This is a genomic window from Micromonospora sp. CNZ286 (genome assembly GCF_014207755.1).
Window position 1 is genome coordinate 2,776,799 of record NZ_JACHIZ010000001.1, and the last position, 12,356, is coordinate 2,789,154.

Below are 12,356 nucleotides of genomic sequence, written 5' to 3' on the forward strand. Positions count from 1 at the left end.
CGGCTCACTCCTCGCGCTCACGGCCGGACGACGGGCGTGAAGCGGATCTCGTCCACGCCCGCGAAGTACCTGTCGGTGCCCTGCGTCTTGCTCACCGCCACGAGCGTCAGCTTGTGCGGACCACGGGTCAGCTCCACGGTGCCCACGTCCACCTCGTCGGTGCGGACCACAGTCGGGCTGAACCCGAAGAACGTGTCGCCGACCTGCCTGCCGTCGACCAGCCAGATCGTGTTCGCGTAGTCGAACGAGGTGGTGCGCACGGTGGAGAACCGCCAGGTGCCGTCGGACGGCACGTCCACCTGCACTGTCACCCGGTCGCCCACGCCCCGGCCCAGGAAGAACAGTTGCGCGTCGCCGGACCACACCACGTCGCAGCAGTTCTCCTGCGCCACCACCTCCGCCTTCGCGCCGGTGGTGGACTGCACCGCCGCGCCGGAGACGAGCGTCTCCGCCTCCACCGTCACGGCGTCGGCGCGCGGCGGAGCCGGGGTGTCCGGGCCGCGGGTCACCAGCCAGGCCACCACCCCGGCCACGACCAGCACCAGCGCCGCGGCGGCGGCGATCCACGGCCACGGCGCGCGCTTCGGGGGTACGACGGCCCGCACGTCGTACGTGACCCGGCCGCTGGATCGGGAACTCTCCTCCGGTGCGGTGTTGGCCGAGTACGCGAACCCGGTCATGTCGTAGCGCCGGGGCGGCGTGCCGGGCGGCACGGCGAGCCGGACCAGGAACGACACCGAGCCCTGCCCCGGCACCACCCGCTGCGGCTCGGCCACCGTGAACCAGGCCCGCTGGCTGCCCTCGCCGGGCGCCACGTCGAAGACGACGGTGTCCGGCGCGGTACCCGGGTTGGACACGGTGAACGTCAGCTCGCCGGCGTTGCGGGCGTCCAGCGTGAACTGTTCGGCGGCGGCGACGACTGTCCATTCGGTGGTCATGACGGCTCCTCGGGCGGATCGTGGGGCAGGGGTGCTGGTACGTGCGCCCGGCCGACCGCGCGCACCGCAGCGACCCCTGCGGCGGGCTCGGCGGTGTCCGGCTCGGGCGGTCCGGAGTCGGGGGGCGGGCTCGGGGTGGCCGAAACCGGATCGGCCGGTTCCGCGTCGACCGGGGAGGCGAGCACCTCGACGGTGACCGCGGCCGGTTTCTCCGCCTCGACGATGCGGGTGACCAGCGCGAGCCGGTCGGCGGCGGCCGGCGGCACCCGCACCACGAGGTGGAACGGCCGTTCGGGCGGCTCGTCCAGCACGAACCCGGTCACGCCGGTGGCCAGTTCCAGCGCGGTCCGCATGCCGTACGGGGTGCCGCGCCACCGGGCCAGCAGCGCGCCGTGCGCCACCAGGTCCCGCAACCGGCCTGCCGGCAACGGCAGCGGCGCGTCGGCGCGGGGTGCGGCGACCACATGATCCATCGCCACCCAGCGGGTCAGGTACGCGACGAACCCGTCCGGCGTCCGGTACGGGTCGAACAGCGCGTCGACGTCGGCGAGCACCGCCTCGTCCGGGGCGTGCAGCGCCTCCATCACGTCCAGCAGCGCACCCAGCACGCTGCCCGGGCCGGCGGCCCGCTGGTACGCGGCCGGCAGCAGCCGCTCAATCGCCGCTCGGCGCATCCTGCCGCACCACCTCGATGTCGTGCTCGCCGGAGCAGAGCAGCCAGGTGCCGGGGACGGTGACCACGTCGGCGGTGGCCTGGTTGGCGCTCGCCGTCCAGTCCTCGCCGTCGCCGCTGCGGAACACGCCGCGCTCGCCGCCGGCCAGCACCAGCCGTCCGGCGCCGGACGTGCCGGTGGGCGCGGTGGCGGCGATGGCGTCGACCGGGACGAACCGGGTCCGGTCCCGCAGCGGCAGGCCGCAGTTGACCATCACCGGCGACCACTGCGGCTGCCCGGCGAGCGTGTCGAGCCGGACCACGCCGCCGCTCTGCGTCGCGGCGAGCGCGAGCGGGCCGCTGAACGCCAGATCCCGGCAGGTGCCGCCGATCCAGCCTGATGCCATCGACTGCCACTTCACGTCCGACTCGAACAGCCGGGTCCGATGGCAGCCCTGGCCGGGCTTCTTCGGGTCCGGCTCGCCCGCGCCGCACCACAGCAGCGTGGCCGGGCCGTCGTACTGCACGGCGAGCACCCGGTTGTCCACGTTGGCGAGGCCGACGTGGGCGAACGTGCCGGGGCGTCCGGCCGCTGTGGACAGGTAGACCCCGAATCCGGCCTGCGCGGCCACCGCCACCCCGGGTGCGCCGCGCTCGGAGACGAACGCGCGTACCGCGTAGAAGCCCCGGTCCGCGTCGGCCGGGTCGACCAGGATCTGCAACGGCACCGCGCCGGGTAGCAGCGGCACCTCGTACAGGCCGCTGTCGGTGGCCAGCAGCAACGCGCCGGTGCCGTCCCGGTCGATCCAGGCCAGGTCGCGGACGCCGGAGTCGAGGTCGGTCAGCAGCGTCCACGTCTCACCCAGGTCGGTGCTCAGCCGGACCCGGGAGCCGCCGGCGTCGCGGGTGGTCACCACCGCCACCGAACCGGCCCGGGGCACGACGCCGGGGCGTACCGGGGCGGGCGCGGGCACCACCCGGACCACCGTCTCGTCGTCGAACCGGCCGGCCGGTTCCCAGCCGGCGCCGGCGTTGGTGGAGCGGAACAGCACCGGGCCGCCGCCGGCGTACCAGGTGTCGGCCTGGTACTGGTCCACCGCCACGGTGCGGACCCGCGCGTCGGGCGCCTCGTCGACCACGAACCGCACCGACTCGACGTAGCGCACGCCCGGCTCGGCGTGCTCCAGCATCCGGTAGACGTTGGAGGCCCGCAGCGGCTCGCCGAACGCCCAGCCGGCCGGGTTGAGCGGCGTGGGCAGCGGGCTGAGCGTCTGGTGCAGCCGGTCGTGGATGCGGCGGCGCACCGCGTCCACGTCCTCCTCGCGGCGCACCACCACCCGCGCCTGGATGGACACCGCCTTGTACCGGGCCCAGCCCGCCCGCACCGCCGTACCGAGGGCGCGGCGGCGTTCCAGGTCGGCCTCGACCCGGCGGCGGGCCTCCTCCACCTCGTGCTCGCGCAGCACCGCCACCGGCAGCCGTCCGCCGGGCCGGGCCGCCTCCGGCACGTACGGCACCAGCACCACCTCGACCTCGCCGGGCCGGGCGAAGCTGTAGACGGCGGCCCGTGTGAACGCCCGCGCCCGCGCCACCGCCCCGGAACCGGTGGCGAGGATCTCGAAGTCCCGGGCGGTCACCGCGCGCTGCTGGGCGAAGAACTCGTACGGCCCGCGCGCCAGCACCGACTCCAGCGACTCCAGGTCCCGGCCGCCGGTGGCCGGCTCCGGGTTGTCCACCTTCACCCCGGGCAGCGGGTCGCGCAGGCTGGTGAGCACGCCCGCCGCCACGTTCCCGGCGGGCCCGCCGCCGCAGCGGTACCAGAGCCGCACCTGCCGCCCGGCCGGTGGCACCGCCGCCACAGTGGTCGCCCCGGCCGCCCCCTCGACGGCCGGAGCGGCTCCGGTGTCCGGGCGCAGGTCCAGCGCCGGGGCGAACGTGACCACCCCGGAGGCCCGGTCCACCAGGTAGACCTTCGCCTGCGGCCCGACACCGGCGAAGCTGTCCACCGGCCGCCAGATCTCGTACGTGCGCCCCTCGTGCTCCCGGGCCGCGGCGCCCAGCTCCACCGAGCCCGCCGGCACCTCCACGCCGAGCAGCAGATCGAGCGCCTCGGTGGTGCGGGTCAGCGGTGCGCGGGCGGCCCGGAACACCTGACCGGGCTGCCCGGTGCCGGTGCCCAGCAGCTCCGCCTCGACCGGCTCGCAGTGGTGCACGCGTACCGTCGTGGTTGTCTCCCCGGCGGGCAGCACCGCCGGTTCGGTGGTCACGAAGACGACCGGCCGGGGGTCGGCGCCGCGGGCCGCGGCGACGCGGGTGCCGGCCGGCACCCGCACCGGGCCGCGGTCCGGGCCGGTGCGGGTCAGGCGCACGTCGGCCCAGGCCGCCGCCGGTGGGTGCCGGGTGACGCCGAGCAGGTTCAGGAACGCGACGTACGCCTTCTCCGGCAACTGGTTCAGCCGGTAGATCATCACCTCGGTCAGGTAGGCGAACGCCTCCAGCAACGCCATCCCGGGGTCGTGCGCGGACAGGTCCGTCCAGTCCGGGCAGGACCGGGCGATGCGTTCCCGCGCCTCGGTGACCAGGTCGAGGAAGGCCCGGTCGTCCAGGTGCGGCACCGGCAGCGTCATGACGTGCCCTCCTCGTCGGGGGTGTCGCCGGGTTCCTCGTCGGCGGGGAGCAGGTCGACGGAGAACACCAGGTGGCCGGGGGAGAGGCTGGCCCGGACCCGGTAGTCCAGCCGGATCACCAGGCGCCACGGGTCGTCCGGGTCGGGACCGGCGTCCACGTCCAGCACCTCGACCCGGGGCTCCCAGCGCCGGATCGCCTGCCGCACGTAGTGGATCGCCAGCCCGGCGGTGGTGTCGTCGTTCGGCGCGAAGACGAGGCGGTGCAGCCGCGACCCGTACCCGGGACGCATCAGCCGCTCCCCGGGTGTGGTGGACAGCAGCAGGTACAGCGCCTGGCGTACCGTCTCGTCGCCGTCGGTCATGGCGAGCCCGCCGGCGGCGGTGAGCGCGAGACCACCGGCGCGGCCCGCGTCGAAGCCGGCGCCGACGAAGCGGAAGGCCCTCATGCGTCCGCCCCGAGGAAGCCCTGCCGCACGTCGCGGACCTGGTGGTGCACGGTGCCCGGCGGGGTGCCGTCGGTGAGGCCGTCGAGGTGTGACAGCACCACGGGCTGCCGGTCCACCCGCACCCACGTGCTGTAACCCACTGTCACGGTCAGCGTGTGCAGGCACGGTTTGATCGTCGGGCCGTAGTTCGGGCAGGCGGTGATGTCGCGCCCCTCCGGGTCGGGCCGCACCAGCACCGGCACGCCCCGGACCGTGACCCAGTCCTGCGACGGGCGGTTCTTCACCCGCCCGTCGTGTCCGCAGGTGATCAGCGAGTCGCGGTGGATCCAGCGCATCAGCCACCTCCGGCGGAACGGGCGAGCGTACGGGCCTGCGCGGCGGCGGTCTCGGCGTCCTCGGCCGCCGGGGCGTGCAGGAAGTCGACTGTGCGGCCGCGCACCACGACGGCCCGGCCGGGCGCGGAGAGCACCAGGTCACCGGCCGCGTGCACGGTGGTCAGCTCGGGACGCAGCTCGACGAAACTGCCCGCGTCGGTGGCCAGCCGAAGCGTCCGCCCGTCGTCGTCGATCACGATGGACTGCCCGGTGCCGGTCCGCATCGACCAGCGGCGCGAGCGCCCGGAGACGATCCCCGCGTCGTACGGCTCGACCGCGCCGAACAGCGAACCGAGTACCACGCCCGAGGCGGGTTCGCCGCCGGGCAGCGCCACCAGCACGGTGTCGTCCGGGTCGGGCAGCGCGACGATGCCCTTGCCCCGGCCCGCGCCCGGGCAGAGCACCGCGAGCCAGCCGGCGTCCAGATCGCCGTACGCCGGGAGCGTCACGCGGGCCCGGCCCAGCCCGTCCGGGTCGTCGATGTCGGTGACGGTGCCGAGCGTGACTGTCGCCGCCGGGGGCGCGACCGTCGGCGGTGGGCCGGGCGGCGCCGTGGAGAACCGGGTCAGGTGCCCGTCGGCGTCCACCGTGTGCACCACCTCGGTGAGCACGTACACCCCGGCCAGCGGGTCCGGGACGCCGGCGAGGGCGATCCGGCGGCCGGGCCGCAGCGCCGGGTCGCCCTCCGCGGTGCCTTCGGCGGTGACCAGCGCTGCCACCCGGGTGTCCAGTCCGGCCTGGGCCAGCGCGGCCAGCTCGTCGTCGCTGCGGCCGGGCTGGTCCACAGCCGTGCGTACGCCGTCGGCGCCGACGTCGCCCGGGTCCGGGCGCAGCGGGATGCGCCGCCCGCTGCGCGCCTCGTCCGCCCGCTGGCTCAGCGGCTCGGCGCGCTGCGGATGCCAGCCGAGGACGGCGCACTCCGCGCCGGCCCGGTCCAGGTTCTCGGTGACCCGCAGCGCGTGCACCGTCTCGCCGAGCGTCAACGGCAGCGGCTCCCCGTACCCGTCCAGCGTGAACAGCCGCAACCGGTCACCGTCGACGCCCAGGTGCAGCCCGGCCCGGCCGGCCACCTCGCACAGCAGGTCCAGGTCGGTGTGCCGGTGCTGGAGCAGCCGGTCCAGGCGCGGCCCGTCCTCATCGGCCGTCACGCTCAACCCGAGCCCGGCGCACAGCTCACCGGCCAGCTCGGCGGCGGTCACCGACTCGAACACCCGCAGCTCCTGCCGCTTGCGCAGCCGGTGCAGCGGGTCGTACGCCCGGATCCGGGCCAGCGCGGCGCCGTCACCGGCGTACTCCCGCTCGACTGCCGTCACCTCGCCGGTGAACAGCGCCTCCGCCTGGCCGTCGAGGCGGACGTCGACTGTGGCGCCGGGGCGTACCGGCGGGTCGAGCGGGCCCGCCCCGGGGGCGGCGGTGAGCGTCAGCTCGCACTGCGCGGGCCGGTCCAGGCGGGCGGCGACGCGGATGCCGCGCAGCCGGGCCGGGTCGGCCAGCGGCCGGCCGTCGAGTGTGACCAGGGCGGCCCGGCTCACGGGGTGCCTGCCGTGGTGACGGCATCCGGCGGGGCGGTGGCGGCGCCGACCGGGGGGACGGCGAGCGCGGTGCCCGCGGGCACTGTGAGCGGGTCGGTGATCCGGTTGTGCTCGGCGAGCAGCCGCCAGCGCAGCGGCGAGCCCAGCGCGTCGTGGGCGAGCAGGTCGAAGCGCACCCCGGACCAGCCCGGCTCGGCCGCGCCGTCGGCGGCGGCCACCACCGCCGACCCGGGCGCGACAGCGGGTGTGCTCGCCGCGGCCAGCTCCTCCTCGAACCCGGCGCGCGCCGCCTCCGCGCCCTCCGCGACCCGGACCAGCTTCAACCGCAGCCAGGACCGCCGGGGCGTACCGGTGAGGGTGAACGCGTCGAAGCGTTCCGCGATCGCCGTGATCACGCCCGGGACGTTCCAGGTCTTGCCCCAGACCAGGCGGACCAGCGGCGGGCGCAGCCAGCCGTGCTCGACCGCCGAGTTCTCGGCCAGCATCCACAGCGGCCGGGTCAGCGCGCGGACGTCCTCGGGCCGGGCCGGCGACTCCACGAAGTCGACGTCGAAGAGCAGGTCCAGCACCAGCTCGGTACGCCCGCCGCCGGTGAAGACGAGCGGGTCGTCGGCCAGCCCGGCGCCGGTGAGCGGCCCGTCCGGTCCGCCGCGCGGGCGTACCCCGGCCAGCCGGGTCACCTGCACGGTCTCCGGGTTGAGCAGGCAGTCGACCCGGGTACCTGACTCGTCCACGAGGAAGGCGACGCGCTCCATCAGTCACCCGCCTGTTCCCGGTCCAGCCGGGCCGTGTCACCCCACGGGGTCGGTGTCGGAAGCCATACCGGTTCGGCCGGGAGCACCGGCCACGGATCCGCGTATGCTCCGCCGTCGGCCGCCCGGGCCGCGCCGGCCGGGTTCGTCGTCCGGGCCGGGCCGGCGTCGTCCGGCAGGACCGGCCACGGGCTGCCGGACGGGGGCCGCGCGGGTCGCTGCCACTGTCGCGCCCGGAACTCGCCGCCGGTAGCCGGGTCGTGCCCATCCGGGTACGGCGAGCCGGCGGCCCGTCCCGGGTGGTCGGCGACGGATCCGTCCCCGGTCCCGCCGCGACAGTTCGCCGGCCCGGTTCGACCGCCCCTGGTGTGTGCGGCCGGTCCATGCGGCAACGACGGTGGCGCAGCCGCGAAGACGAGCGGGAGCACGTCGCCTCGATCGGGCGACAGGTCCGCCCCGGCGGCGTCATCCCGGTGCCGTGCCCGGCCCCGGCGGATCTGTGCGAGGTTCCGGAGCGCATCCACCCGGCCCGCGCCGAGGCTGGGCCACCGCTCAGGGGTCGACGGCGAGGCCGAGTCGCCGGACGTGACGCGGCCCGGCGACCCGATGGCGTCACGGCTGCCGTCCGGGTCTGCGCTGGTGCGCGCGCCGGTCCTTGCCTCTGCCGTCCGTCCGGTGCCGGCGGTCCCTGTGGTCTCGGTGGCTGTGGCTGTGGCACCGGTGCCTGTGGCCGGTGTGCCGCGGATGCCTGATGTGCCGAGGGTGTCCCGCGACCCGGAGCCGTCGGCGATGCACGCCGATCTCGCCGGACCCGGCGATCCGGCCGGACCGTTTGACGTCACGCACCCGCACGGCGGAGGGCCCTCACGTGACCCGGCGTCGTCTGGCCGCACTGCGTCACCCGAGCGGCATCGAGTGTCCACCGTCGGCGGGGAGATCTCCGACCCCGCAGCGCCCTCCCCACCACCTGCCCGCGTGACCGCCGCTCCCGGCCGCGGCAGTGCCGCACCGCGTGGCTCAGCCTTCTCAACTCCCGAGATACCCGTCCCACCTTCCAGGACCTCCGGAAGATCTTGGTAGGAAGCGGCCCCTATGGGGGCCCTTTCGTACCAAGATCTCGACGGCGAACCGGGATCGGCCTCGTGGCGGGAGCGCGTCCGGGAACGGGATGTGCCGAAGCGGTCGGCCGACAACGCCGTCCAGCCTCGCCACAACCGCACCACTGCGCGGCGGGCCGTCCGGCTCCGCCGCACCGGCGTCTGGTCCGGGCCGGCGTTCGCGGACGGGTCGGTGAGAGGTCCGTGCTCGACGGAGGGCGGGGGGAGGTCGCGCAGGAGGCCCGGAGCGTGCGCCTCCACCAGCCGTCGCCAGTGCTCGGGCGGCTGTCCGGGCGGGCGCGGCACGTCGGCCGGCGAGCCCGGCGAGCCCAGGGAGTCCGGCGAGTCCGGTGAGCCCGGTGAGCCCGGTCCGGACAGGCGGTCGGCGGTGGCCCGCAGCGCGCGGGCCAGCCGGTCACGCGGTCGCCGGGGCGGCGGCACCGCCGGCCTCCAGCTCCAGGCCCTCGTACGCCAGGGTCAGCGCCTCGATGGCGATCTCCTGCGACAGCGTGTTCAGGTGCGCGCCCCGCCACCGCGTCGGCCACGCGTTGATCATGTTCCAGCGCAGCACCTCGGCGGTGCCGGCCGGGTCCAGCAGCACCACCGACACGTTGCGCCGGTTGACTGTGCCCTTCGCCGCCGCGTTCACCCAGTCCCACAGCTCGCGCGAGCTGGTCAGGCCGAAGTGGAGGGTCACCGGGGCGTACTCGACCTGTCCGGGCACGGCCCGGATGCGCTCGTTGCCCGCCTCCCGGTACGACAGCGCCGGTATCGCCACCTCGAAGCCGCTGACCTCGGTGAAGTGCCCGTTGGTGATGCCGTTGATCAGCAGCTTGAAGTGGTACGCCCGGTACGGGTCGACGGGTGCGCCCGGCTGCGGCGTCGCAGTGGTGGGCATGTCAGCCTCCGATCGTCTCGGTCTCGGTGCCGCCGGCCCACTGGCTCAGCTTGAACACCACGAACTCCGCGGGCTTGACCACAGCGATGCCGATGTGGGCCACCACCATTCCGGCGTCGCGGACGTCGGCCGGGTTGGTCTCCTCGTCGCACTTGACGAAGAACGCCTCCTCGGGCGTACGGCCGAGCAGCGCGCCGTCGCGCCACACCCGGGTGAGGAACGCCCCGATGTCGCGGCGGATCGAGCGCCACAGCGTGAAGTCGTTCGGCTCGAACACCATCCACCGGGTGCCGTTGGCGATGGCCTGCTCGATGGAGATGGACAGCCGCCGCACGTTCAGGTAGCGCCATTCGCTGGCCTCGGCGGCGAGCGTCCGGGCGCCCCACAGCCGGATGCCCTCCCCGGCGAAGAAGCGGATCACGTTGACGCCCTTGGGGTTGAGCACGTCGTGCTCGGGCCGGGTCACCCGGTACGCGAGGTCGACCGCGCCGCGTACCGGCTCGTTCGCGGGCGCCTTGTGCACGCCGCGCAGCGCGTCGGTGCGGGCCCAGATGCCGGCGACGTGCCCGCTCGGCGGGGTGAGCACGAGCTCGCCGCTGAGCGGGTCGCGGACCCGGATCCACGGGAAGTAGAAGGTGGCGAAGTCCGACTGCCGGGGCCGGTCGCCGCCGGTGCCGGGCGGTTCGCCGTCGCCGTCGCCCGGCGTACCCTCGGGGGGTTTGTCGGACGACGCGGCCGAGCCGGCCGACGCGGGCTTGGGCGGCTTGCCCGGCGTGCCGACGCGGGTGAGCCGGGAGACGTCGGTGACCTCCGGCGGCGGGTCGCAGATCGCGACCATGGTGCGCAGCCGCTCGGCCATGCTGATCAGGGCCTCGTGCGAGACCGGGTCGTGGTAGCCGGGCGCGGCCAGGATGGAGATCTCGTCGATGGCCTCCAGCAGTTCCAGGCCGCCGCGCCGCCCGCCGGTGCCGGTGAGCCGGCCGCCCTCGCCGACGTTGACGACCCAGCAGCGGGTGCCGCCGTTGTCCAGGAAGCCGAACACGGCGCGGGCCAGCGGGGTGCTCTCCAGTTGCTCGCCGTCGGCGTAGAGCCGCAGGAACTCGGTCCAGCTGTTCACCGCCAGCGCCTCGCCGACGTGGGCGCCGCGGTCGGGCGCGACCCCGACGAACGCGGCGGTGCTCATGCCGACCGGCCCGATCGGGCGGGCCCCGCTGGGCACCTCCTCGACGTAGATGCCGGGGGAGAAGTAGGTGGGCATCGGTCCTCCTCGGGACGTCAGTCGGGGGCGCGGACGACGATCAGGCCGTCGCCTTCGGGGTCGAGCTCGGCGGTGTGGACGCGCCCCGCGCCGGTGAGCCGGATCCGCACCGGGGCGTCCGGCGCGTCGGGGTCGTGCGGCACGCCGGCCAGCCGGAACCGGCCGGCGGCGTCGGTCTCGGTGGCCTGGGCGGCGCCCACCAGCTCCACCCGGACGGCTGCGAGCGGCTGGTCCTGCGGACCGACCACCCGCCCGTGCAGCGTGCGCATGCCGAGTTGCCGCAGCCGCAGCGGCTGCCGTACCGGCGGCGCGACCGGGACCGGCCGTTCCACCCGGGCCGGCGCGTCCAGCAGCAGCGCGGGCCGGGGCGCCACGCCCAGCGCCCGCCACAGCGCCGGGTCGCCGGCGGCCAAAACCAGCTCCGGCCGGCCCGCCGTGGTGGCGGCGGCGAGCACCCGGTCCAGCGCGGGCAGCGCCGCCGGCCCGCCGCCGGAGACCAGCAGGCGGACCACGAACCGGTACGGCTCGCGCGTCGCGCCGCCGGTCGAGGTCTGCCGGGCCGGCCGCAGCTCCAGCGGCCAGACCGTGAGACCGCCGTCGGGGTCGTCGCGCGGCGGACCGACCGGTACGGGTTCACCCGCGGCCCCGGCCAGCCAGCTCGCGACGTCCGCGACGGCCGTCTCGATCGCGCCGGTCATCGCGGTGGCGTCCCCTGGATGCGGTACGCGATGGCCTCGTTCCACACGTGCGGGTAGACGCCGATCTCGAAGTAGCGGGTGAACCGGTTGATCGGCGCGTTGGTGTGGTCGTGCCAGAGCAGCCACACCGGTGCGATGGTGAACAGCACGTAGTTGAGCGCCACCAGCGGCAGGTAGAACGGGCCGAGCAGCCGGGCCTGGAGCACGTGCACGTCCTCGTGCCGCTGGATGCCCGGGCTGGACCCGGCGCAGACGGTGCCGATCGTGGTGGCGTACCGGGGGGAGACGCCCTCGACGACGTTGACCCGGCCGCTGCCGGCCGAGACGACCCGGTCGAGCTGGTGACCGAAGACCAGGTGCAGCGCCAGGTAGAGCGCCCCGGCGAACGTGTTGAGCAGGCTCCACGTGTGGTCGATCACGAAGAGGAAGATCCCCTTCGGGTCGGCGCCGTACGTGCCGGCCGAGGCGGACGCCCAGCCGAACGGCGCGCCGACGAGCAGGCCGACGACCGCGCCGACGAGCAGGCCGACGGTGCCGGCGGCGAGCTGCCCGAGCAGGGCGCCGAAGACGACCTGGACGGCCGCGCTGAGAATGCCGAAGATCATGGGGGTCACCTCTCTCAGACCCAGGAGCGGACGAAGCGGGGCTCCTGCCCCTGGGCGAGCTGGGTGGGCGACGCCTGCGTCGCCTGCCGGTTGCCAGGGGGGAGCTGGTTGACGCCGAGCGCGGCCGAGAAGATCACCAGGCCGTTGAAGAACGCGATGATCCACTTCTCCGGGCCGGCGTCGTCGGCGAACGCGGCGGTCAGGTAGGACAGCAGGAGCGCGATGCCCAGCGCGATCCACTTGCGCGCCTTGTCGCCGCTCGGTCCGATCAGCCCGCCGATGACGTTCGTGGCGAGCAGGGTGGCGGCGCTGGCGCCGGTGAGGCTGCCCAGGGCGGCCCAGGTGAAGAGATCGTTCACGGCGATCCCCCTTTTCCGATGGTGCGGTGGTGCGGTCGGGGTGGAGTGGTGCGGCGGTTTCCGGGTTTGCTGAACCCGGGTTCCGCCCGGTGTGCTGGTGGGCCGCCGGCGCGGGCGCCG

The 12,356-nt window shown here is 75.3% G+C and carries 12 protein-coding genes; all 12 read right to left on the reverse strand.

The window, feature by feature from the left end; translation table 11 throughout:
- Positions 1–17: 17 nt before the first annotated feature.
- Positions 18–938: a carbohydrate-binding protein gene (locus FHX31_RS12450; protein ID WP_013286687.1), complete on the reverse strand. Its 921-nt coding sequence runs from the start codon at positions 936–938 to the stop codon at positions 18–20.
- A complete protein-coding gene (locus FHX31_RS12455) occupies positions 935–1,612 on the reverse strand; it encodes a phage tail protein (RefSeq protein WP_184976224.1) in 678 nt (225 codons plus the stop codon). Before FHX31_RS12455 ends, FHX31_RS12450 begins: the two co-directional genes overlap by 4 nt.
- A complete protein-coding gene (locus tag FHX31_RS12460) occupies positions 1,593–4,217 on the reverse strand; it encodes a putative baseplate assembly protein (protein ID WP_091327327.1) in 2,625 nt (874 codons plus the stop codon). The genes FHX31_RS12455 and FHX31_RS12460 overlap by 20 nt, the downstream gene beginning before the upstream one ends.
- On the reverse strand, positions 4,214–4,663 hold the full coding sequence (locus tag FHX31_RS12465) for a GPW/gp25 family protein (RefSeq protein WP_013286684.1): 450 nt from the start codon (positions 4,661–4,663) through the stop codon (positions 4,214–4,216). Before FHX31_RS12465 ends, FHX31_RS12460 begins: the two co-directional genes overlap by 4 nt.
- Positions 4,660–4,998 (reverse strand): hypothetical protein, encoded by a 339-nt coding sequence (locus FHX31_RS12470; protein WP_013286683.1) that lies wholly within the window; start codon positions 4,996–4,998, stop codon positions 4,660–4,662. The genes FHX31_RS12465 and FHX31_RS12470 overlap by 4 nt, the downstream gene beginning before the upstream one ends.
- On the reverse strand, positions 4,998–6,569 hold the full coding sequence (locus FHX31_RS12475; protein WP_013476538.1) for a phage baseplate assembly protein V: 1,572 nt from the start codon (positions 6,567–6,569) through the stop codon (positions 4,998–5,000). The genes FHX31_RS12470 and FHX31_RS12475 overlap by 1 nt, the downstream gene beginning before the upstream one ends.
- On the reverse strand, positions 6,566–7,324 hold the full coding sequence (locus FHX31_RS12480) for a CIS tube protein (RefSeq protein WP_013476539.1): 759 nt from the start codon (positions 7,322–7,324) through the stop codon (positions 6,566–6,568). The genes FHX31_RS12475 and FHX31_RS12480 overlap by 4 nt, the downstream gene beginning before the upstream one ends.
- A 1,509-nt stretch (positions 7,325–8,833) precedes the next feature.
- Positions 8,834–9,316, reverse strand: a complete 483-nt coding sequence (locus FHX31_RS12485; protein ID WP_013286679.1) for a phage tail protein — start codon at positions 9,314–9,316, stop codon at positions 8,834–8,836.
- A gap of 1 nt (position 9,317) precedes the next feature.
- A complete protein-coding gene (locus FHX31_RS12490) occupies positions 9,318–10,574 on the reverse strand; it encodes a phage tail sheath family protein (protein WP_184976227.1) in 1,257 nt (418 codons plus the stop codon).
- A gap of 17 nt (positions 10,575–10,591) precedes the next feature.
- Positions 10,592–11,272 (reverse strand): carboxypeptidase-like regulatory domain-containing protein, encoded by a 681-nt coding sequence (locus FHX31_RS12495; RefSeq protein ID WP_184976229.1) that lies wholly within the window; start codon positions 11,270–11,272, stop codon positions 10,592–10,594.
- The gene (locus tag FHX31_RS12500) at positions 11,269–11,877 is read right to left on the reverse strand and encodes a glycine zipper family protein (protein ID WP_047892460.1); all 609 of its coding nucleotides are present in this window, start codon (positions 11,875–11,877) and stop codon (positions 11,269–11,271) included. Before FHX31_RS12500 ends, FHX31_RS12495 begins: the two co-directional genes overlap by 4 nt.
- Positions 11,878–11,891: 14 nt before the next feature.
- Positions 11,892–12,236, reverse strand: a complete 345-nt coding sequence (locus tag FHX31_RS12505; protein ID WP_013476543.1) for a hypothetical protein — start codon at positions 12,234–12,236, stop codon at positions 11,892–11,894.
- Positions 12,237–12,356: the final 120 nt, after the last annotated feature.

Bases quoted from the DNA above. Each gene is read 5' to 3' on its own strand.
- FHX31_RS12450 (WP_013286687.1), bottom strand. From the start codon at position 938: ATGACCACCGAATGGACAGTCGTCGCCGCCGCCGAACAGTTCACGCTG.
- FHX31_RS12455 (WP_184976224.1), bottom strand. From the start codon at position 1,612: ATGCGCCGAGCGGCGATTGAGCGGCTGCTGCCGGCCGCGTACCAGCGG.
- FHX31_RS12460 (WP_091327327.1), bottom strand. From the start codon at position 4,217: ATGACGCTGCCGGTGCCGCACCTGGACGACCGGGCCTTCCTCGACCTG.
- FHX31_RS12465 (WP_013286684.1), bottom strand. From the start codon at position 4,663: ATGAGGGCCTTCCGCTTCGTCGGCGCCGGCTTCGACGCGGGCCGCGCC.
- FHX31_RS12470 (WP_013286683.1), bottom strand. From the start codon at position 4,998: ATGCGCTGGATCCACCGCGACTCGCTGATCACCTGCGGACACGACGGG.
- FHX31_RS12480 (WP_013476539.1), bottom strand. From the start codon at position 7,324: ATGGAGCGCGTCGCCTTCCTCGTGGACGAGTCAGGTACCCGGGTCGAC.
- FHX31_RS12485 (WP_013286679.1), bottom strand. From the start codon at position 9,316: ATGCCCACCACTGCGACGCCGCAGCCGGGCGCACCCGTCGACCCGTAC.
- FHX31_RS12490 (WP_184976227.1), bottom strand. From the start codon at position 10,574: ATGCCCACCTACTTCTCCCCCGGCATCTACGTCGAGGAGGTGCCCAGC.
- FHX31_RS12495 (WP_184976229.1), bottom strand. From the start codon at position 11,272: ATGACCGGCGCGATCGAGACGGCCGTCGCGGACGTCGCGAGCTGGCTG.
- FHX31_RS12500 (WP_047892460.1), bottom strand. From the start codon at position 11,877: ATGATCTTCGGCATTCTCAGCGCGGCCGTCCAGGTCGTCTTCGGCGCC.